Origin of the sequence: Aminobacter aminovorans, from assembly GCF_900445235.1 — a bacterium.
Taxonomy (GTDB): domain Bacteria; phylum Pseudomonadota; class Alphaproteobacteria; order Rhizobiales; family Rhizobiaceae; genus Aminobacter; species Aminobacter aminovorans.
Genome location: NZ_UFSM01000002.1, coordinates 280,209 through 300,119, shown reverse-complemented (window position 1 = coordinate 300,119; position 19,911 = coordinate 280,209). Strand labels below are relative to the sequence as shown.

Genomic DNA, 19,911 nt, shown 5'->3' with positions numbered 1-19,911 from the left:
ATGACTGACACGACGACCACCACTCCACAAAGGCGCAACCTCTGGCGGGATGTGGACCTGCGCGCCGTCGCGCCCTTCATCGCGCTGGCGCTGCTTCTGGTGCTGGGCTCGTTTGCCCACGACAACTTCCTGACGGCCAACAACCTGCTGAACGTGATGACGCGCTCGGCCTATATCGCGATCATTGCGATTGGCGCGACCTTTGTCATCACCGCCGGCGGACTTGATCTCTCTGTCGGCGCAATGACCGCCTTCATCGCCTCGCTCGCCATCATGTTCATGAATTCGGACGGCATCGCCAATCCGTTGACGATGGTTCTGGCTGCCACGGCGCTGATGCTGGCAATCGGCATGGCCTGTGGGCTGACCAATGGACTGGTCATAACCTTGGGCAAGATCGAGCCTTTCATCGCCACGCTTGGCATGATGGGCATCTATCGCGGCCTGACCACCTGGCTTTCACAAGGCGGCGCCATCACGCTGCGCAATCCGGATGTGCAGGCGATCTATCGCCCGGTTTATTTCGGCAATCTTTTCGGCATTCCTTACCCCGTGCTTGCAATCTTCATCACGGCGGCGATTGCGGCATTCATCCTGTACCGCACCTCGTTTGGCCGCCATGTGATAGCGGTCGGCTCCAATGAGGACGTCGCGCGCTATTCCGGCATCTCGGTTGCACGCGTCCGCACCATGACCTACCTGATCCAGGGGCTATGCGTGGCGGGTGCCTGCCTGATCTATATTCCGCGCCTTTCTTCCACCACAGCCACGACGGGCACAATGTGGGAACTGAACGCGATCACGGCCGTCGTGGTCGGTGGCACCGCCTTGCGTGGAGGCGTAGGTCGCGTCTGGGGAACCGTAGCCGGCGCCTTCATCCTGGAAATCATCGGCAACATCATGCTGCTGACGTCATATGTCAGCGAGTATCTGCTCGGCGCGATCCAGGGAGCAATCGTCATTGTCGCGATGTTGGTGCAGCGTTCGCTGACGCGAAAATCGTGACGTAAATCGGGGCTGCGGGTCGCCCGGTCGGTTCAAGACAGGCCTGCATTTTTGGGAGAGAGATGAATGCGTAAAATTCTACTGGGACTGGCGGCCGTTGCGCTCGCCGCGACCATGGGCACAGCCCTGGCGCAAGACAAAAAGACCATCGGCGTCTCGATCCCCGCCGCGGACCATGGTTGGACCGCTGGTGTGGTGTTTCATGCCGAACGCGTCGCCAAGAAGCTGATGGAAGAATATCCGAACCTGAACGTCGTGGTGAAGACTTCGCCCGACCCGGCGTCGCAGGCCAATGCGGTGCAGGACCTTGAAACGCAGGGTATCGACGCACTCGTCATCCTGCCGACCGATCCCGATCCGTTGGTCAGCGCGATCAAGGAAATCAAGGCCAAGGGCAAGTTCGTTGCGCTCGTCGACCGTGCGCCCTCCAGCAATGACGATTCGGTCCGCGACCTCTATGTTGCCGGCAACAATCCGGCGCTTGGGGAAGTCGCCGGCAAGTACATTGCCGCCACCACCCCCAACGCGGAAGTCGTCATTGTGCGCGGCATGCCGATCCCGATCGACCAGCAGCGCCAGGATGGTTTTGACAAGGGCATCGCCGGCTCGGGCGTCAAGGTTCTCGACCGCCAGTTCGGGAACTGGAACCGCGACGACGCCTTCAAGGTCATGCAGGACTACCTGACCAAATATCCGAAGATCGACGTGGTCTGGGCGCAGGATGACGACATGGTCGTCGGCATCCTCGAAGCCATCGAACAGGCCAAGCGCACCGACATTCAGTATGTCGTCGGCGGAGCCGGCTCGAAGGACATGATCAAGAAGGTCATGGACGGCGACAAGATGGTCCCGGTCGACGTGCTCTATCCGCCGGCAATGGTTGGCACCGCGATGGAACTGACGGCAGCACAGCTGTTTGATCAGGTTCCGGTGCACGGCACCTACATCCTCGACGCCACGCTGGTGACCAAGGACAACGCCGCCAACTACCACTTCCCGGATTCGCCGTTCTGATCGACGGTTGCAGGGAATAGCTTGTGCAACGGGGAGGCTTGGCCTCCCCGTTTTGCTTTGGCCCTATAGGTGTCCAGATGGCCCTTCACTGGTTATGGAGGTGAGCGACCGGCATCGCATCGACTGCGAACTCGAGCGAAACGGCACGCTTCACTGCGCGGTCGTCCGGGGGCTTGAAGGAGATCGGGGAACGCGAGGCGCAATAGCAATGAGAGGCGAAACAGGCTCTGCAGAGCCTATATTCTCGCCTCGATCAGAAAGGGTCCGTTGCGCGCAGTTGCCGCCGCAAGGATGTCGCTGAATTGCTCTACCGTGTCGGCGCGCGCCGCTTCGACACCCATGCCCCGCGCCAGAGAGCACCAGTCGAGCTCGGGATTGTCGAGGTCTAGCATGCGGCGCGCATTGCGGCCGAAGTCGTTGACGCCCACATTGCGCATTTCGCCCTGCAAGATGGCATAAGCCCGATTGGCGAAGATGATGGTGATAACGTTGAGTTGTTCGCGCGCTTGGGTCCACAGCCCCTGGAGCGTGTACATGCCGCTGCCGTCGGCCTGCAAAGCGATCACCTTGCGTTCAGGACAGGCAATGGCCGCGCCGGCTGCCAGAGGAATGCCAATGCCAATAGCTCCGCCGGTGAGCGGGATATGGTCATGAGGGACGAGGTTTGGCGCCAGTACTGCCATCTTACCGGCCGAGGTGATCGATTCCTCGCAGATTATCGCGTTCTCGGGCAACATCCGCGCCACGGCGATAGTGATGGAATCAGCATTCAGCGCGCCTGTAGGTGCAGTGATTGCGGATTGGCCTGGCCGGTTGGGAACGAAGGGCGCATCTGCGCGGAGACCTATCTCCTCGGCCAGCATTCGCAGCACATCTGCAAGGTCGCACTCGTGGCCGGCCAACTCGATGGCTTCGCAGCCGGGCTGCAGCATCGTGCTTGGTTTGTCGGGATAAGCAAAAAAGCCGACCGGCTGACGGCCGCCGAGGCAGATCGCAACGTCGAATTCGCGCAATGCCTCAACGGCGAGGTCGATGTTGTAGGGAATCGGACGTGCAAAGACGCGGCTTGCGCCGCGTTCGGTCCGGTCCGATGTCTGAGAGAAGAGCGCAGCTCCCGTTGCCGCCGAAATCTGCCCTGCTGTCTCCAGCGCTCGGGCACGCAATGCGCGGCCGGACAGAATAAGCACTGCACGTTTGCCGCTGCGCAGTGCCTTTGCAGCGCGGCGAAGCACCTCCTCTGCCACCTGCAGGGCTGCAGGCACAATGACCGGCTGGAGGTCCTGTCGGACAACTTCGCCCCAAGCCGCGTCTGCCGGCAGGATCAAGGTCGAGACTCCACGCCTTGCCTGCGCCTGGCGATAGGCTTCCTCGGTGGCGGCGCGGACGCCGGCAGCATTTGCTGCGCGCCCCACCCAATGCGACATCGGCCGTGCCAAGCTCTCGATGTCGCTGGTCAGTGGTGCGTCATGCTTTAGATGATAGGACGCATGGTCGCCAACAATGTTCACTATCGGCGTTCGAGCGCGCCGCGCATTGTGCAGATTGGCGAGCCCATTGGCGAGGCCTGGGCCGAGATGAAGAAGCGTCGCCGCGGGCTTATCAGCCATGCGGGCATAGCCGTCGGCAGCACCTGTCACCACGCCCTCGGAAAGCCCCAGCACGCAACGCATTCCGGGCTTGCGGTCCAGCGCGGCGACAAAGTGCATCTCTGAAGTGCCTGGATTGGCGAAACATACATCGATGCCATTGACCAGCAGCACGTCGCAAAGCATATCGGCGCCGTTCATATCGCCCTCCTCACGGGGCATTGACTGTCCCCTGCCCCACGCCGTCACGCCTGTGCACTTCGCGAGCGGCGCAAACCATGATCATTTCGATCTTCAACGCTGGATTGGCAAGAGGTGCCTCGAAGCAGGCGCGGGCTGGAGGCGCCATACCGGCGACCCACTCATCCCAAGACGCGTTGACGGAGGCAAGATCGGCCATATCGGCCAAGATAATGGCTACGAACAGGAGTTTTTCCTTGCCGCTGCCGATCTCGGCGAGCCGCGCCTCGGCCTTGGCGAGCAGTTGCATGGCCTGTTCTGCGGTGCTGAGGTCGGCATCGTAAGGCGCTTGCGGCGTTACGGCGAAATAGCCAGTGCCATTATGGACGACAGCCATGCTGGCGCGCTTACCGATGCCGAAACGGCTGATCACTCCGGCGACGTCGCCGGGCTCAAGAGTCAGGGACATAGACTGCTGCTTTCTGTCGCCGGCGATTGGATCACTTGGTAATGACGTAGACGGATTCGCGCGCCCAGCTGATCAAGCATTCCTCGCCTTCCTGAATGATCACGACATCTGCGCCCAACACGCGGACACGCATCGGCTGATCATCGACCTTGCCAATGACGAGGGCATTGTCGCCGTAGTTGACTATCGTTTCGACGGTCATGCGCACGTTCTTGCGTCCATCTATTGGATTGCGCGAGAGTTTGATGTGCTCCGGACGGATCATAAGCGTAACAGACGCACCATTTGTCACGTTGTTGGTCTGCGCATATTCGACCGTGCCGAGCGCCGAGTTGGAGGCTTCGCCCTTGGCGGCGTCAACAATCGTCGATTGAATCAGGTTGCTCTCACCGATGAAGCCGGCGACAAATCTGGTTTCAGGCTCATGGTAAAGTCCGAGCGGTGTTGCCACCTGCTGGACGCGCCCCTTTTCGAATACCACGATCCGGTCTGACATCGACATGGCCTCGGACTGGTCGTGCGTGACAAAGATGGTCGTCACGCCAAGCGCGCGTTGAATGCGTTTGATCTCGATCTGCATCTGCTCGCGCAGGTTCTTGTCGAGAGCGCCCAGTGGTTCGTCCAGCAATAGAAGCGAAGGCTCGAAGACAAGCGCACGAGCCAATGCCACACGCTGCTGCTGGCCGCCCGAAAGCTCTTTGGGGTGGCGGTGGCCGAATCCCTTGAGTCCCACCAGATCGAGCATTTCTTCGGCGCGCTTGAGCCCCTTGGCCTTGTCCCAGCCCCGCATCTGCAAGGGGAAGTAGACGTTTTGCGCCGCCGTCTTGTGGGGGAAAAGCCCATAGTTCTGGAATACGATGCCGATGTTGCGCTCATGCGGTGCAAGGCCAAACAGCGACTTGCCGGCAACGTCGACTGAACCGGAGGTGGCGGTCTCGAAGCCGGCGATGATCATCAACGTCGTCGTCTTACCCGAGCCGCTGGGGCCCAGGAAAGTGACGAACTCTCCCTTTTTGATGTCAAGGTCGACCGCTTCGAGCGCGGTGAACTGACCGTATGTTTTTGAAATACCGGAAAGCTGAAGATAGCTGCTCATGGAGTCTCCTGGGCATGGCGGGGCATGCCGAAATTGTTTCAGGCGGTGCCGAGGCGTGCGCGCCTGTTGCGCCAGTGGGCAAAAAGCAGCGGCGCTGTCAGCCCTACGAGTACTGCGACGAACAGAAGCGTTGAGATCACCGCGATGACCGGGTCGGCCTCCTGCCGGATGCTGTCGAACATCTTGCGCGGCAGCGTCTCGGCGCCCCGCCCTGAGATGAAGATTGCGACCACCGTTTCGTCGAACGACTGGACGAACGCGAACAGGGCGCTGATGATCAGTCCCGGTCGCAGGATCGGCAGCGTCACATGGATGAAGGTCTTGGTTGGGCTTGCGCCCAGACTTTGTGCTGCCCGCTCCAGGGTGCGGTCGAAGCCCTTGAGATTAGCCGAGAGCACCAGGAAGGCGATCGGCACAGATAGGCAGGTATGGGCAAGGATGACACCCAGATGGGTGTGCACGATGCCAATGTTGCCGAAATAGGAATAGTAGCCAACTGCCATGACGATATGCGGTACCGCGAGCGGCATCAGCATCATCAAGTCGGCGATGCTCTTGCCATGGAAGCGATGTCGAACCAGAGCAAAGGTGGCGGGCACGACGAGCGCCATGGTCAACACCGTCGTCGCGCTGGCGATGAGGATGCTGTTGAAGGTAGGGCGAAGCCAGTTCATGTCTGTGAAGTAGGCAGTGTAGTAACCGAGCCAGTATCCGGGCGGCGGGAACTGCAGGGAACGCGCCTCCGAAAACGACATCGGTACGACAATTACCAGTGGCGCGGCGATGAAGATGACGACCGCAATGCCGAGCCAGCGCATAAAGCGGTTCATGTTCAACCCCACAGTTTGTCCAGCCCGAAGCGGCGGTGGTAGATCGTCAGGATCGCCAGCGTCAAAAAGAGCAGGACCATTGCCATGGCAGAGCCCATGCCGAACGCCAGGAATTCATCGACCTGGTTGCCAATCAGTCCGGCGATCATCTGCTCGCGCGGGCTGCCGAGCAGGACCGGCGTCACGTAAAAGCCAAGGCAGATCACGAACACAAGAACCGAGCCATTGGCGATGCCTGGCGCTGTCAGCGGCAGGTAGACATGCCGGAAGAGCGACAGCCCGCGTGCGCCGAGGCTTTCGGCCGATCGGATCAGCGTCGGGTCGATCTTCTTCATCACCGAATAGATGTTCATGACCATGTAGGGGACGAGGATGTGGACCATCGCTAGCGTCGATGAGAAGCGTGTGAATAGAAGCTGCGGCGGCTGGTCCATACCGAGCGCGCCGAGCAGCCAGATCAGCGGCCCGTTATTTCCGAGCAGGACCATCCAGGCATAGGTGCGGACCAGGAACGAGGTCCAGAAGCTCATCGTCACCAGAAGCAGAATTAGCATCGCGGTACGCGGCTTGCTGTTGGCCATGAGATAGGCAAGCGGATAGCCAACAAGCAGGCAGCAGATCGTCACGATGATCGCGGTGGCGAAGGTGTTGACGAAAACACGCTGGTAGAGCGCGGTGGTGAATACACGTTCGTAGTTGGCGAGCGTCGGGCGCGGCTCCGTGACGCTCATGATCGCCACGTCGGCAAGCGGGACGAGGAAGAAGACGGCCATGTAAATGGCCAGTGGCGTAAGCAGTAGCCACGGCCACAGGTTCTTCCTCTCGGACAATGCAGCGATGCTGATCGCCATCGTGGTTTCCTTTGCTTGTGCAATCAGGCACCCGTCGCATGGGACAGCGCGGCGGGAACTTCGTTGCGAGGTTATGGGTGCCGCAAGTCTCAGCTGGCGACCCACTCCTCGAAACGCTCGGCCACGGCGGCCGGATCATCGCCAAAATTGGCCATATCCTGCTCGAAGGTCTGGCCGTAGTTCTCGGGCGAGGTCGGCATGCGTTTGGCGGCTTCCGCCGTCACGAACTCGTTGGCCGCCGGGTTAAGCGGACCGTAGTCAGCCTGCATAGCAAACCCGGCCAACGGCTTGCCGCTGGTTGCGAATTCGACGAACTTCTTGGCGCTGTCGGCGTTCGGCGTGCCTTTGGCGACGACCCAGTAGGCGCGATCGATTTCCCCCTGGTTCCATGTCATGGCCACAGGTGCGCCGGCCTTCTCAGCTTCGTAGAAGCGACCGTGCCAGATGCCGATAAGGTCAACCTCACCGTCGCGAAGAATCTGGGTCGACTGAGCACCTGCTGTCCACCATACACGGACGTGATCCTTGATGCGGTCGAGCGAAGCAAAGGCGCGGTCGATGTCGAGCGGATACAGGTCCTTGAGCTCGACCCCGTCGGCCAACAGCGCGATGGGCACCACGCGCGCCGCATAGCGCTGCAGCGAACGCGCGCCAGGGAACTTCTCGACGTCCCAGAATTCCGTCCAGGTCTTTGGGCCTTCCTTGATGCGGTCGGTGCGCCAGGCCATGACCGTCGCGAAAGCATGCGAAGCGACGCCGTTTTCGAACAGACCACCCTTGTAGGGTTCCGCCAAGGGTTCGATGATGCCGGCTTGGTTGGCGCGCATGAGTTCGCCGCCGCCGAGCGTGGTGATGTCAAATTCATACACGCCTGTCTTGGTCTGCTGAGCGAGCTTGGCGAAAGACACCGGGGATACGGTGCGAATCTCGATGCCGGTTTCGGCGGTGAACGGATCAAACAAATGGATGCGCGCAGCTTCCTCCCAAGGCCCTCCCCAGGTGTTGATGTAGAGCGCCTTGTCCTGCGCGCGGGCCACGTAGGGCATGGCGATCGTTGAGGCGATAGCGGCACCTGCGCCCTTCAGGAACATACGACGATCCGGCGTCCAAAAGCCGGGAATGGTGTGGTTGGTCATTGCAAAGTTCTCCTCTTCAGGCCTTAGGCCTTCCTGAAAGTGGCCTCGTAGAGTCGAAGCCAGTTCTTATGGGTGATCTTGGCGACATCCTCCTCCGAGAAGCCGACGGCCCGCAGGCCGCCCGGGATGGCACCCATGTCTTCCACCTTGTGGAACCAATCCGGCGGCGGCGCCTTGAGCGGCTTGCCCGCGGCGCTGGCGCCATAGTCTGCACCGCGGGTCCAACGACCCTGGCGCATCCAGGCATAGTCCGGCGCGGTGAAGTTGTGGCTGCGGTCGGTTCCGATAGCGACAGAGTCGATCCCGGCGATGTCGACCGTGCGTGCGACCATGCCGCACCATGCCTCGATTGAGCTGCAATATTCATCGCCCGTGATGTTGCGATAGGCGGCACAGCCTATGACGCCGCCCGTCTCACCGAGCGCCTTCAGCACAGCATCGGACTTGTTGCGTTTATGGTCGAATAGCGAGCGCGCATTGGCGTGCGTGACGGCTATCGGCCTGGACGATGCCTCGATGGCGCCGAGCGTGGAGCGATCGCCGACATGGCTGCAATCGACCAGGATGCCGGCTGTGTTCATCTCGCGCACGACTTCCTTGCCGAAGCGAGCGAGGCCCGAATCCTCGGCCTCGTAGCAGCTGCCAGCGAGTTCATTCTGATTATTGTAGGTGAGTTGGACGACGCGCACGCCGAGTTCGGCAAAGAGCTCAACGAAGCGAATGCGGCCTTCGAACAGATTGGCGTTCTGGTAGCCGAGGATCACGGCAATCTTGCCTTCGCTGCCGATGCGCTCGACGTCGGTCGCTGTTGTCGCGATCTCGGCGATCTCGGCGTTTTCACGCACCAAGTCGCGCCATCGGCCGAGTGAGTCCAGCGATTCCACCGCTCCTTCCCAGAAGCCGCAGGTCACCACAACGCCGCCGACCTTGGCCACCTGCAGAGACTGGAACGCCTGCCGATCGAAGTGGCCGCACTGCAATCCGTCGATGATCATGAGTTCGTGCTTTCCGTTTGAGTTTCAGTGCGGGGCGCTATGAGGAAGCTGACGTCTGTCTCGTCGTCGTTGTCCTTGCGTCCGATCACGGTGCCGTCCTGATTGACGATCATCGGACCAGCGTGACGTCGCGAGACCACGCTATCGGCAGCAAGGGCTTTCTTGGCGAGTGCGTAGATGCGCCACCACAATTCGGCCTGCACCGGCAGCCCGGACTCTAGCACTGACCAGAGCAGCGGATCGTCGTGGCGAACGTCGCCCGTAAGGACACGGCCGCACGCCTTGAGTGTCACATCGCTGGCTATCGTTACGTAAACGGAAAGTCCGTTGCGCTGGGCGAACGCCTCGGCGATCTTAAGCTCCTCGGGATCGATCGCATCCGCCACGACCAACTCGGCCTTGCCAAACCTCGCGACGAGTTCACCTAGCAAGTCAATCGCTGCCGGAAGCACGAACCAGGCGTGCTGGCCTCTGCCGTCGAGCCACAGCTTGGCCTTGTCCTCCGACGCGATCGCGATTTCGCCGACGCACGCATTGCAGAGCGCATCGAAGCGGCTTTCGAGAAGCGCGAAACCGCCGAGACCCAGCTTTTGCGAATACATAGGCACGTCCTGTACAGAAAGGAAAAAGCCCTTGGGCTGGCCCGTCATCGACAAGATGCGCTCCGACATCATTCGCATCTCGCGCGGCATAACACGCAGGATCTGATGGAGCTGGGACACACTCATTGGATTGGCTCCGAGGGATAAAACCATGTGCCAACGAAACCAGATCGGATTTCGTCTGGGGTCGGGGCGCCGTGGTAGAGCACGCCGCGTAGGTTGCGGTTGAGAAAATCACGGGTTTTATCAACGCCATGAATGCCACAATTCATCAATCGAACGAGGTCGATAGGTACAAAACTCTCGGCATTTATGTTGGCATGCGGCGTGTGGAACTGGGCGTCGCGCAGGCTTTGAATGCGGGCGACGAGATAGCGATGCTCGGGGTGCTTGAGCAGCAACCGCGCGACGGTGGTTGAAGGGCCGACCAACTCGATGTCGTCCATCAGAGCCTGAACGCTGCCGCAGACATCCAGGCCAAGATCGATGGCTTCGGGCACCTCCTCGCGCGCGCCGCGGCGCGGCTCTTCAGCTGTCTCGGACTTGTACCAGACGAATTTATAGGCCTCTGGGGCCGACATGTCGGTTGCAAGCGCCCAGCTATAGTCGCGGCGGATCAGGTCGGCCAGACTGGCGAGTGTTTCTGCAGGCGACACGGTGAATTCGTCGGGCGCATCAATCCCTGTAAAGAGCGAATCTGCCTCATCGGGAACGAGTTCGATAAGTAGCGAGTGCAGCGTTTCGAGCGCTTCCGGGCAGGCGGTTTCGCCAAAGCTTGACACCAGCATGTCGAGCGGCGTGGCATGAGCCACGCCCTGGATTAGTCCGTTGTCACGGAACACTTTAAGCGTTTCGAGCGCGTGCTTCAGATCGCTGGCAATCTCGGCACTGGAAGTAAAGGCCTCGTAGACCATTCGGTCCTGCTGGCGGAAGGTGATCGCCGTTTGCAAAAGATCGATCAGCTTGCCAATGCGCGGGTCACCGGCACCGAGTTCTAGGCCGCGCGCCTTGGCGATCGCGGTTTCGCGCGCTCCTATCCAGGCGTTAATCAGGCGTGGGTGCTTGTGGACGAAGAAGATCAAGCCAAGTGCCGACCCGTTACCGACGCCAAGATACCGGCGGATGGAAGGCTCGAGCGACACGGCCCTGTCGGATTTAAGACGCGCCAGGTGCTCGACGAGGTCGCACGAATATTCGCGCATCATGTAGGCAGTGAGAAGCTGTGCTTGCAACACGCCGCCCAACGGATGGTGGCGACCGAGCGACGGAAACGAACGGGTGCCGAACGTGCCGTTGCCGTCGAGACCGGTATTGCGCATGAGGTAGCAGACCTTGGACAGATCTTCGACCACCGGCTGGTGCCCTGCTGCGAGTGCGTCAAGCGTCTGGTCAAAGACGCGCATCGAACGGTTCGAACGGCACCAAATGAGCGCGTTGTGCGTGGCCCGACCAGTGTAGAGCTTGGGTATCTCCCGCCGCGCTGACTCTATATCGGCATCTGTCGCTGGTCCCTCGTTGAGCGTGCCAACCATGTCCCAGGCTTGGCCGATGATGCGACCAGTGCGGGCGGTTCGGCTCGGCGGGCGCGAGAAGCAGATGAAGCTGAATTCCCGGTCGGGCGCCTTGATCGAATAGACGACGGTGCCCTCGGCGTTGGCATCGACGTCGAAGCGTACCATCGAAATGTCCCAGCGCTCGCGCAGCATCTTATTCATGAAGGCGCGCGCGCCGCTGAAGCGCGATGGCTGGATTGCTGCCAGGCTTTCAGGCTTCATCAATTGCGATCCCGTGCGCATGCGCGCGGTCACGCCGGACCCTTTTGTGGGCTCAATCGTGTCGGTCATGTCACCGATGTTTTCCCTGCTGGATGCTGGTGATTTCGCTGGCTGCCTCGAGCAGCGGCCGCTTGAAGGTTTCAAGGTCGAAACGCGTCTCGGGCATAACCAGCGACAGTGTCGCGAAGCACTTGCCTTTGAGATCAAAGATCGGCGCGGCTATGGCGATCACGCCGCTGTGGGTGTAGCCGCTGGAGATCGCGTAGCCATTGACGCGGGCATCAGTAAGTATTTCTTCCGAAGCGAATTCCTCACCGCCCTGGCGGAGGCGTGCGAGCGTTGTTTCGTCGGCAAAAGCAGTGAGAATGCGGCCCGAAGCGGATCCGCCGAGAGACATCGTGGTGCCTATCTTTTGCTCGGCGCGCAGCAGGCTGTCGGAATCGACACGTGAGACAATGAATGGCAACCCTCGGTCGAGGATCGCGACGGAGGCGGCCTCTTTGACCTTCGCAACGAGCGCTTCGAGCACCGGCTGGACACGCGTGCCAAGATCGGCCTGCTCGAGTGCTGCACCAGCGAAACGGCAGGCATGCATGGAGAGTCGGTAGCGCATCTCCTGATCCTGCTCGACCCACCCTGCATCGATCAGGGTGAGAAGGCGCTGATATGCGGTCGGCCGCGACAACTCCATCGCTGCGGCGATCTCCGGCAACTTCATCCCGCGTGCACTGGCGGCAAGGACATCGAGCACGGCCAACGTCTTGATGACGGTGGAAAGAGGCCTGACGCCGCTTTGCTCTTGTATTCTATTTGAATATGATGTATCCATGTAGAATACAATCGGTCCAACCAATGCCGTTTGTCAACAGCGCTTGCCCGCCTATCGGCCAGGACGGCGATATCTCATTGGAATCGGCCAAGAAAAAAGTACGCGTCGTCCTAGGGGGTCGCGGGCTTGCCTGTCGGCGCCGCAGGCGGTCACCTCGCAATAGGCGCGATGGAGTAACTGACAGAACGGCGTCAGTCCCGCCCGTTGCAGCGATCAGCGTCGTGCTGCCCGCCAGTTGTTCGCGGTCGCCCCCCCGTCATAAGCGACCCATCGGTGGGAACCGACGACCTTCGCCCGCCGTGCCCTGCTACGGCTGACGCATGACCATCATGTTCGCGCTGGAGCCAACCGCGCCGGACCGCCGGGTAAGACGGCGAAGCCCCATGGAGCCGGCATGGGCCGGTCCAGCCTTCAGCCACAGGCAATCAGCCGCTAGCCGACTTACGCGTGCCTGCGGTGATCATCGACGACAAAAAAAGGCTCGGCTCCGGTTGCGCGGCACCCTCAATGCCAGGTGGTTGAAACGCAAAGCGCTCCATCCGCATCAAGCCGGCCGCTTGCCGGCGGCCGTCGAGCCGTTGCCGACACCAGCCGCAAATCGACCATAGACATTGCCTGTGGCCAGCGGGGTCCGTCCTTGGGGACTATCGGACTCCCGCCCGTGCCCGAAACTTCTCACGGAAGCAGGTGTCAGTATGCGGAAGCACACGTAACTCCAGCTGTTGGCGTTTGAGCGATGGCGCTAGCTTGCATCCCGCGTATTGGAGCGAGCTGGTGAGTTGTAAATGGCGCGACTTGCGACTGCGACGCCCTCTGGAAAGGAACTCTATAGACTACCCGCCATTCGCCGACCGATGCCTTCGATGGGAGCTACGGCCATAAAGTTCCGTGCTATGTTCGTGTGCCGCTACTGAGAGGACCCTAGGTACTCATCCGCCACAAAGCCGGAATAGTCGTCGAGGACCTTGTCGATCCTACCTTGAGATTTCAGAAACTCCGCCGTCAGCCTTAGCGTTTTGGCCGCGCCACCTTCGGCGCCGCAGCCAAGCCAGGTACAGGAAGCCTGTTCCGTCAGCGACGGATACTTGTACTGTGACAGATCTTCCGTAACCGTTCTGGCATCAGCTCCAAAGAGATCTGATATAAGCTTGATGTTGGCAGAGTCGATCGCCCAGCCGGCAGGATTATTTATGTAATCACGGTTGGCCTGGTCGATTATGCTCGTAAACTTCCGCATGAATTCAGAGTTCTCACGGGCAAATTCAGTACTAACAGCCATCCCTTCGAATGTGCAGCGCCCCATCTCACAGATTTGGCCGGCTGTGACGAGGGGCGTGCCATTCCGTTTAAGGCGAGCCATCGCCGCGCCCCAGATGAACGCACCGTCAATGTCCTTGCGTTCCCATGCGGCTGCGGCCTTGTTCGGATCCAGATTCAGTACGGTAACCTGCTCTTCGACGCCCCATTTCTTCAGCGCGTACATGAGTTGGTAGTGGCTCGTGCTCGCAAAAGGCACTGCCAGCCGCTTTCCGACCAGGTCATGTGGCGATCTGATGCCGCTGTCGTTTCGGACGTAAAGCGCTTCGGCGCTCGCGATGTCCTCCAGCACCCAGAACAGCTTGATGTCCAGCCCTGCGGTGGACGCAACCGCCAATGGACTTGATCCAAGTACACTTAGGTCGATGGAACCCGACGCCATGGCGCTTATGATTTCGGCGCCGGTGTTGAACTGGTGCCAGTTGATCTTGTATCCGGTCTCTGTCTCGAACGCCCCGTCCGCCAGACGGGCGATCCAAGGGCTAGTGGTCAATTGATATGCCACTTCAACGATTCTCTGCTCAGCTGACGCTGGACCCGCAAACGACAACGCGGACAAGACCATTGCGCCGCAGGCCGTTAGATTTCTGACAAAGCTCATCTGCTCCTCCTCAATGTTTATCTTTTTCGGTGGTGGTCAGGTCGAACTAACTGTTCGCTTTTGAGACGGTGCCTGCGGCAACGCAGAGGATCTCAAACATCAGCGTCGCCGCCGCGAGAGCCGTATTGCCGCTGGTGTCAAATGGGGGTGAAACCTCGACGACGTCTGCGCCGACGCACTTAATGCCCTCAAGGCCACGAATGAGACTTTGCGCCTCGAAAGTCGTCATACCGCCGATTTCCGGCGTTCCAGTCCCAGGTGCGTAGGCCGGGTCAAGCACGTCAATATCGAAACTAACATAGGTCGCTTGCGAGCCCACACGGGCGCGGGTTTCGCGCAGCACCTGTTCGACCCCTAATCTCTTGTATTCGTCGAAGTCGATCACGCGGATGCCCTGGTCGCGTCCCCAGCGATCGTCCCCGTCGGCATAAAGAGCGCCGCGGATTCCGATTTGCACAGTCCGCTTCGGGTCTAGGATCCCCTCCTCGATTGCTCGACGAAACGGGGTCCCGTGCGTGTATTTCTGGCCGTCGAAATACGAATCCCACGTGTCCGTATGGGCGTCGATGTGAACCATTCCGACGGGCCCCACGTGCTTGCTAATCGCACGCATGACCGGAAGCGTGCTCAGATGATCCCCGCCCACAAAAAGGGGCACTATGCCCGAGGTGCAGACGCCGTCGACGAAGCGCTCGATTCGCAGCATCGAATCTGCCAGGTCAGCTGGATTGACCGGTGAGTCACCAAGGTCGGCGCAACGGCAGAGGGCGAAAGGATTGACGCCAGTTGCGCGATTGACGTTGCGAACCATCGTTGAGGCGTCGCGCACCTGCCGCGGTCCTTGTCTCGCACCTGGGCGGTTGGTCGTGCCGCCGTCCCAAGGGATCCCGAACAACCCAATCTGGACGTCGTCCCAATCGGATGAACCGGGGAGAACTAGTGGGAGCCGCATCAACGTCGCTGCCCCCGCATATCGAGGCATTTGCGTTCCGGTAACGGGAGTAAATCGGCGGTCCGTCATTGCAATACCTTTCCAGAGTAGGTCGTCGACCCGGAATTGGTGTCACTTTGGACGCAGTGGACGAATGCCTATCTACTCAAGTTGACTTCTGCCCAAACCGAAGTGAGCATCCCGCACAGCTTGGCGTTTCGATGCCGCCGACCGGCCGAAAACAGGTGTGGGGGTGTTGCGCATGAAGGCCGTGTCCGACTTCGATCTTCGACTTTTGATGGTTTTTAAGACGGTTGTTGAGTGCGGGGGGCTCTCCGCCTCCCAATCGGCTCTCGATATGAGCCTCTCCAACATCAGCACGCATATGGCGAACCTCGAGAAGAGGGTCGGGTTCAAGATCTGCCATCGCGGAAGATCTGGTTTCAGGCTTACGTCTGGCGGAGCCGAACTCTACGCTTCAGTAGAAGACCTTTTTCAATCAATAGATCATTTTCGAAATAAAGCATTCTATACCAAGAATCATGTCGGCAAAGAACTGAGCTTGGGTATCATCGACGGTCTGATCTCAGAACGCCAATTCTCAATACAGACGGCGATTCAAACGCTGGCCGTTAAGGAACGTGGTGTATTCATTCGAATGGATATAATGCCTCCTAACAAATTGAAAAGCAGCCTAGCTGAAGGCGACATAGATGTCGCGATAGGGCCAACTTCCATCGTTTCGAGCTCAGTCGTCTGCCAAGAGATATTTAGAGAAAATATAGCACTTTTCTGTTCACGATCGCATGAATTGGCAGAGCCTGAATCTCAAGAGAAGAAGCTTATTCAATCTGATACGCCCTTTGCTTTCGTGTCGAGAGGCTATCTGAGAGAGTCACAGCAGCCAAGCTATATCGACAACCTGAGGACAGCTGCAATCGTGCACACAATGGAGGCCGCAGCTATGTTAATTCTCAGTGGGAAATACATTGGGTACCTCCCAGAGCATTTTGCGAGAAAATGGGAAGACACTAATGAAATGATCCGCGTTCTCCCAAACAGAACAAGCCATTCCGTGCCGTTTGGCGTTATGCACCGTCGCGACCAAAGGCTCTCCCGGGGGGCAAAGTTACTCATAGAGCACCTACGGCCAGGGGGCTCCGGGGGCGACGCATCGGACTGAAGGCAAAAGTTCGCATAGGCCGTCGCTCACGGAATGGTCTTTATCACGGGACCCTGCATCTTCGCCCGCTTCTTCAGCAGAGTGGCAAGTGCGCTCGGACCAAGGATTCCGACGAGCGGACGTTGATTTGGGTGGTTCCCCAACGACCTTTCGGCAACGTAGATTGGCGAACCGTCCCGTGTCGGACGGGGGGCTCCAACCCAGAAGGCTGGCGCTCTGCCCCTGGCTACGAACGGGTCGCCACCTCCACTCTTATCGGATTGCATGCCAGCGCTGGCGGGTTCGCACGCGATACTATCGTTGTCCTCGTCGTGGGATGGGCTTAGTAGCCGGGCAGTCCGCGTCCTGCAGGAGCAAGTCCAACGGCACGTGCTGAATTGCAGTTTGGAGCGGATACGAAATGGCTGGACGCCTTGCGGCCCTGACGCCATTTTCGTTCGACGGCGCTACCTCCCGCGGCGACCCGTTCCGCCAGCACTCCGAATCGCAAACTAGCCGCGCTATGCGACCGTACGGATCGCGAGCTTACGCCGGTTTTGCACTGTTGCCCCGACCAGCAGCGCCGCAGTGATGAAGAATACGAGCGCTATCGGACTTTGGAAGAAGGCAAGGAAGTCGCCTCCAGTCAACATCAATCCGCGACGAAGATTGATCTCCAGCAGCGGACCTAGAATGAAGCCGACAATTACCGGGGCGAACGGAAAACCGGCCTTGGACAGGACCCATCCGATGACGCCGAACGCGCCGAAGATCACCACGTCGAAAGCTACATTGTTGGCTGAATAGGCACCGACAGCGCACATCGCAACAATGACGGGGAACAGGTAGTATTTTTTCACCGACAGCAGCCTTACAAATATCCTGATGCCGAAGAACTGCACGATTACCATCATGACGTTGGCGATCATGAGCGCTGCAAAGATTGCGTACAGCAGGTCGCCATGCGTCTTGAGCAAAAGTGGTCCTGGCGTCAGGCCGTGTAACGTCAGCGCGCCAAGTAGGAGCGCCGTCACCACATCGCCTGGTATGCCCAATGTGAGCAGCGGAATCATATCGCCCCCGATTACGGCATTATTGGCTGTCTCAGATGCAACAAGGCCATGCATAGACCCCTTGCCGAACTTCTCCTTTTCCTTGGAAGCGTTTTTGGCCGCAGTGTAAGCTACGAGGCTCGCCGCAGTGCCGCCGAGAGCGGGCAGGATGCCGATAAAGATCCCGATCACCGAGGATCGTATTGCGTTCGGCATCTGCTGGATAGTTTCCTTCAGGCTGATGCCGAATCCACGCATGTGAAAGTTCAGCGGACGTGCGGCCTCCTCGGCAGGATCGCGGCGCGCGGCCTTCACCACTTCGGTTATTGCGAACATGCCGATGAGCACCGCGAGTTGCGGAAAGCCTTCGGAAAGCTGGTAAAATCCGAAGTCGAAGCGTGGCGTGTAGTCTATCGGCGCCGAGCCAACTAGTGCCAGCATAAGCCCGATCAAGCCCGCGAGCAGCCCTTTGATCAAAGAGTCACCGGTCAGGCTGCCAAGCAGCATAAGTGCTGCGAAGGTGGCTGCAAAATACTCGATCGGCCCAAACTTCATGGCCAAGTCGGAAAGCGGAGGTGCGATGAACAGCATTGCGAACATACTGATCAGACCGCCGATGAAAGAAAATACGACCGAGGCGCCGAGCGCGCGACCAGCTTCCCCGTCTCTGGCCATAGGATAGCCATCAAAAGTCGTCGCGACTGCCGACGGCTTTCCAGGTATGTTGAGCAGGATAGCAGCAATGAAGCCACCCGAGGATGCGCCAATATAGAGGCCCATCATCAGCGCGATGGCAATCACAGGCTCCATACCGAAGGTGATGGGCAGGAACAGCGCGATGGCGGTCGCAGCCGAAAGACCAGGAATGACGCCGAAAACGATCCCCACAACGACCCCGAACAAGTTGAGCGCAAGTGCCTGGAATGTGAGTACCGAGGCAAAGCCCGTCCAGATAACGTCAGACATCATTCACCCCAACAGCCCAGCCGGCAGGAACACGTAAAACAGCCGCAGGAAGACGTAATACGAGGCTGTCGAGACGACGCCGGCCACGAGCGCGAAACGGATGTATCGGCGCTCGCCGGAGCGTGACATGACGATGAACTGCAGAAACAGGAAGATGGTGGTCGACAATACGAAGCCAAGCGGCTCGAATACGATCGTGTAGGCGAGGATCAGTAAGAGGCTGATCCAGTCGGCATAGCGCTCAATCAGGTCGCCCTGCCGCACCGGCCCACGGCCGACGTCTGGCATCTGATGTGCGCGTAGTGCCATGTTACGCTGCACAGCCTGTGCCAGGAGCAGCGAGCTAAGCAGAAAGGTCAAGGCCGCCACCAGTTTCGGCATGAAGTCGGGACCGATGTCCATCCGCGTCTTTGCCTCCAAACGGTCGGAGGCAAAGAACACAACAATGGACACGACGATCAGCACGAGCGCCGAGATAATGTCATTCCACTTCATTGGATTGCCCATGCTAACGAATTTCGGGGCGGTTCAGAACTTATCGGCAGCGATGAGATCTTTCATCGCCATGAACTCCGGCTCGCGCTCCTGAAGATAAGCCTTGGCCGCTGCGCTGTCGCGATAGTCGACCGTAAAGTAGGATTTCTCGAACTCCTTCTTCACCTCCGGGTCTTCGACCGTCTGTTTCAGCGCGTCGCTCAGCGCGGCGATCACGTCCCGCGGCGTCCCCTTGGGGGCGAGCAGAACGTAAAACATGTTGAAATCCGGACCGAGCTTTACGCCGCCTTCGGCAAAGGTGGGTACATCTGGGATGAAGGGGCTGCGTTCGCGGCCGAGATTGCCGAGAACCACCATCTCGCCGGTGGTGATGTAATCCTTCACTAGCGAATAGTTGGTCGTCAGCACGTCAACCTGGCCCGAGAGAACCGCGACGATTTTGTCCGAGCCCGAGCCCGTATCGATCTTCTTGAGATCCCCACCTATCGCCTCTTCATAAGCGATTGCCTGCAGGTGCGAAGGAGCCCCTACGGTCGCGGCGTATTTCACGGTATCGGGCGCCGCAAGGACAGCCTTGCTGAGTTCCGGCAGCGTCTTGAACGGCGCATCCTTGCGTGTCACCCACAGCAGTGTGTCAGAATAGCTCGGGATACCTATGACCTCGAAATCGTCAAGTCCGAGCTGCAGTGTCCCGACTGCCCGGCCGGTGAACAAGACAGTGTTCAGCATCAAGATCGCGTGACCGTCAGCTGGTGATGCGGCGACCTTCTGCGCAGCCATGTTTCCGCCGCCGCCATCGGTATTCACAACGACCAACGGCTGGCTCAAGTGTTTGCCGATGTGCTTGGCAAGCAGTCTCGAATTGAGGTCGGTATCGCCGCCAGGTTTAGCTGGCACGACAAGTTGGATTGGCTTGCTCGGGAAGCTCGACTGGGCACTTGCAGCCGTTGCCGCGAGAAACCCTGCCAGAATGACGAGCCCGCTACCGAGTGTCTTGAAAATGTTCATATCCTCGTTCC

18 protein-coding genes and 1 pseudogene are annotated in these 19,911 nt (G+C 59.4%); 4 read left to right on the top strand and 15 right to left on the bottom strand.

The window, feature by feature from the left end; all coding sequences use genetic code 11:
* The 3 genes and pseudogenes from DY201_RS25980 to DY201_RS29645 form a co-directional block, all read left to right on the top strand.
* On the top strand, positions 1-1,005 hold the full coding sequence (locus DY201_RS25980; protein ID WP_115734203.1) for an ABC transporter permease: 1,005 nt from the start codon (positions 1-3) through the stop codon (positions 1,003-1,005).
* Positions 1,006-1,071: 66 nt separating this feature from the next.
* The gene (locus tag DY201_RS25975; RefSeq protein WP_115734202.1) at positions 1,072-2,019 is read left to right on the top strand and encodes a substrate-binding domain-containing protein; all 948 of its coding nucleotides are present in this window, start codon (positions 1,072-1,074) and stop codon (positions 2,017-2,019) included.
* Positions 2,020-2,095: 76 nt separating this feature from the next.
* Positions 2,096-2,222, top strand: a pseudogene (locus tag DY201_RS29645) (FAD-dependent oxidoreductase); the annotation flags it as partial.
* 33 nt (positions 2,223-2,255) lie between these two features.
* Here the strand turns inward: DY201_RS29645 and DY201_RS25965 are convergent.
* The 12 genes from DY201_RS25965 to speB all read right to left on the bottom strand — a co-directional run bounded on the left by DY201_RS25965 (position 2,256) and on the right by speB (position 15,268).
* Positions 2,256-3,806: an acetolactate synthase large subunit gene (locus DY201_RS25965; RefSeq protein ID WP_115734201.1), complete on the bottom strand. Its 1,551-nt coding sequence runs from the start codon at positions 3,804-3,806 to the stop codon at positions 2,256-2,258.
* Between the two features lie 10 nt (positions 3,807-3,816).
* Positions 3,817-4,254, bottom strand: coding sequence for a RidA family protein (locus DY201_RS25960; protein ID WP_115734200.1), 438 nt, complete (start codon positions 4,252-4,254; stop codon positions 3,817-3,819).
* Positions 4,255-4,285: 31 nt separating this feature from the next.
* Positions 4,286-5,350: an ABC transporter ATP-binding protein gene (locus DY201_RS25955; protein ID WP_115734199.1), complete on the bottom strand. Its 1,065-nt coding sequence runs from the start codon at positions 5,348-5,350 to the stop codon at positions 4,286-4,288.
* A gap of 38 nt (positions 5,351-5,388) precedes the next feature.
* The gene (locus tag DY201_RS25950) at positions 5,389-6,180 is read right to left on the bottom strand and encodes an ABC transporter permease (RefSeq protein WP_115734198.1); all 792 of its coding nucleotides are present in this window, start codon (positions 6,178-6,180) and stop codon (positions 5,389-5,391) included.
* 2 nt (positions 6,181-6,182) lie between these two features.
* Positions 6,183-7,031: an ABC transporter permease gene (locus DY201_RS25945; protein ID WP_115734197.1), complete on the bottom strand. Its 849-nt coding sequence runs from the start codon at positions 7,029-7,031 to the stop codon at positions 6,183-6,185.
* An 89-nt stretch (positions 7,032-7,120) separates the two neighbouring features.
* On the bottom strand, positions 7,121-8,167 hold the full coding sequence (locus DY201_RS25940; protein ID WP_115734196.1) for an ABC transporter substrate-binding protein: 1,047 nt from the start codon (positions 8,165-8,167) through the stop codon (positions 7,121-7,123).
* A gap of 23 nt (positions 8,168-8,190) precedes the next feature.
* Positions 8,191-9,162 (bottom strand): dipeptidase, encoded by a 972-nt coding sequence (locus DY201_RS25935; protein ID WP_115734195.1) that lies wholly within the window; start codon positions 9,160-9,162, stop codon positions 8,191-8,193.
* On the bottom strand, positions 9,159-9,890 hold the full coding sequence (locus DY201_RS25930) for a hypothetical protein (protein ID WP_115734194.1): 732 nt from the start codon (positions 9,888-9,890) through the stop codon (positions 9,159-9,161). The genes DY201_RS25935 and DY201_RS25930 overlap by 4 nt, the downstream gene beginning before the upstream one ends.
* Positions 9,887-11,608 (bottom strand): hypothetical protein, encoded by a 1,722-nt coding sequence (locus DY201_RS25925; protein ID WP_245432173.1) that lies wholly within the window; start codon positions 11,606-11,608, stop codon positions 9,887-9,889. Before DY201_RS25925 ends, DY201_RS25930 begins: the two co-directional genes overlap by 4 nt.
* A 1-nt stretch (position 11,609) precedes the next feature.
* Entirely contained in the window at positions 11,610-12,368 is a 759-nt protein-coding gene (locus DY201_RS25920; RefSeq protein ID WP_115734193.1) for an IclR family transcriptional regulator, read from the bottom strand.
* A gap of 907 nt (positions 12,369-13,275) precedes the next feature.
* Entirely contained in the window at positions 13,276-14,286 is a 1,011-nt protein-coding gene (gene tauA, locus DY201_RS25910) for a taurine ABC transporter substrate-binding protein (protein ID WP_115734192.1), read from the bottom strand.
* 46 nt (positions 14,287-14,332) lie between these two features.
* Positions 14,333-15,268, bottom strand: coding sequence for an agmatinase (gene speB / locus DY201_RS25905; protein WP_342635229.1), 936 nt, complete (start codon positions 15,266-15,268; stop codon positions 14,333-14,335).
* Positions 15,269-15,479: 211 nt separating this feature from the next.
* On the opposite strand from speB, the gene DY201_RS25900 reads away from it, so the two are divergent.
* Positions 15,480-16,400, top strand: a complete 921-nt coding sequence (locus DY201_RS25900) for a LysR family transcriptional regulator (protein WP_115734190.1) — start codon at positions 15,480-15,482, stop codon at positions 16,398-16,400.
* Between the two features lie 500 nt (positions 16,401-16,900).
* Here DY201_RS25900 and DY201_RS25890 read toward each other — a convergent pair whose 3' ends face one another.
* From DY201_RS25890 to DY201_RS25880, 3 genes are read right to left on the bottom strand one after another with little or no spacing between them, the layout of a single operon-like run.
* The gene (locus DY201_RS25890; protein WP_115734321.1) at positions 16,901-18,397 is read right to left on the bottom strand and encodes a tripartite tricarboxylate transporter permease; all 1,497 of its coding nucleotides are present in this window, start codon (positions 18,395-18,397) and stop codon (positions 16,901-16,903) included.
* A 3-nt stretch (positions 18,398-18,400) separates the two neighbouring features.
* Positions 18,401-18,892 (bottom strand): tripartite tricarboxylate transporter TctB family protein, encoded by a 492-nt coding sequence (locus DY201_RS25885; RefSeq protein ID WP_165916004.1) that lies wholly within the window; start codon positions 18,890-18,892, stop codon positions 18,401-18,403.
* A 33-nt stretch (positions 18,893-18,925) separates the two neighbouring features.
* On the bottom strand, positions 18,926-19,900 hold the full coding sequence (locus DY201_RS25880; protein WP_115734188.1) for a tripartite tricarboxylate transporter substrate binding protein: 975 nt from the start codon (positions 19,898-19,900) through the stop codon (positions 18,926-18,928).
* Positions 19,901-19,911 lie beyond the last annotated feature (11 nt).

Bases quoted from the DNA above. Each gene is read 5' to 3' on its own strand.
- DY201_RS25980 (WP_115734203.1), top strand. From the start codon at position 1: ATGACTGACACGACGACCACCACTCCACAAAGGCGCAACCTCTGGCGG.
- DY201_RS25975 (WP_115734202.1), top strand. From the start codon at position 1,072: ATGCGTAAAATTCTACTGGGACTGGCGGCCGTTGCGCTCGCCGCGACC.
- DY201_RS25965 (WP_115734201.1), bottom strand. From the start codon at position 3,806: ATGAACGGCGCCGATATGCTTTGCGACGTGCTGCTGGTCAATGGCATC.
- DY201_RS25960 (WP_115734200.1), bottom strand. From the start codon at position 4,254: ATGTCCCTGACTCTTGAGCCCGGCGACGTCGCCGGAGTGATCAGCCGT.
- DY201_RS25955 (WP_115734199.1), bottom strand. From the start codon at position 5,350: ATGAGCAGCTATCTTCAGCTTTCCGGTATTTCAAAAACATACGGTCAG.
- DY201_RS25950 (WP_115734198.1), bottom strand. From the start codon at position 6,180: ATGAACCGCTTTATGCGCTGGCTCGGCATTGCGGTCGTCATCTTCATC.
- DY201_RS25945 (WP_115734197.1), bottom strand. From the start codon at position 7,031: ATGGCGATCAGCATCGCTGCATTGTCCGAGAGGAAGAACCTGTGGCCG.
- DY201_RS25940 (WP_115734196.1), bottom strand. From the start codon at position 8,167: ATGACCAACCACACCATTCCCGGCTTTTGGACGCCGGATCGTCGTATG.
- DY201_RS25935 (WP_115734195.1), bottom strand. From the start codon at position 9,162: ATGATCATCGACGGATTGCAGTGCGGCCACTTCGATCGGCAGGCGTTC.
- DY201_RS25930 (WP_115734194.1), bottom strand. From the start codon at position 9,890: ATGAGTGTGTCCCAGCTCCATCAGATCCTGCGTGTTATGCCGCGCGAG.
- DY201_RS25925 (WP_245432173.1), bottom strand. From the start codon at position 11,608: ATGACCGACACGATTGAGCCCACAAAAGGGTCCGGCGTGACCGCGCGC.
- DY201_RS25920 (WP_115734193.1), bottom strand. From the start codon at position 12,368: ATGGATACATCATATTCAAATAGAATACAAGAGCAAAGCGGCGTCAGG.
- tauA (WP_115734192.1), bottom strand. From the start codon at position 14,286: ATGAGCTTTGTCAGAAATCTAACGGCCTGCGGCGCAATGGTCTTGTCC.
- speB (WP_342635229.1), bottom strand. From the start codon at position 15,268: ATGCCTCGATATGCGGGGGCAGCGACGTTGATGCGGCTCCCACTAGTT.
- DY201_RS25900 (WP_115734190.1), top strand. From the start codon at position 15,480: ATGAAGGCCGTGTCCGACTTCGATCTTCGACTTTTGATGGTTTTTAAG.
- DY201_RS25890 (WP_115734321.1), bottom strand. From the start codon at position 18,397: ATGTCTGACGTTATCTGGACGGGCTTTGCCTCGGTACTCACATTCCAG.
- DY201_RS25885 (WP_165916004.1), bottom strand. From the start codon at position 18,892: ATGAAGTGGAATGACATTATCTCGGCGCTCGTGCTGATCGTCGTGTCC.
- DY201_RS25880 (WP_115734188.1), bottom strand. From the start codon at position 19,900: ATGAACATTTTCAAGACACTCGGTAGCGGGCTCGTCATTCTGGCAGGG.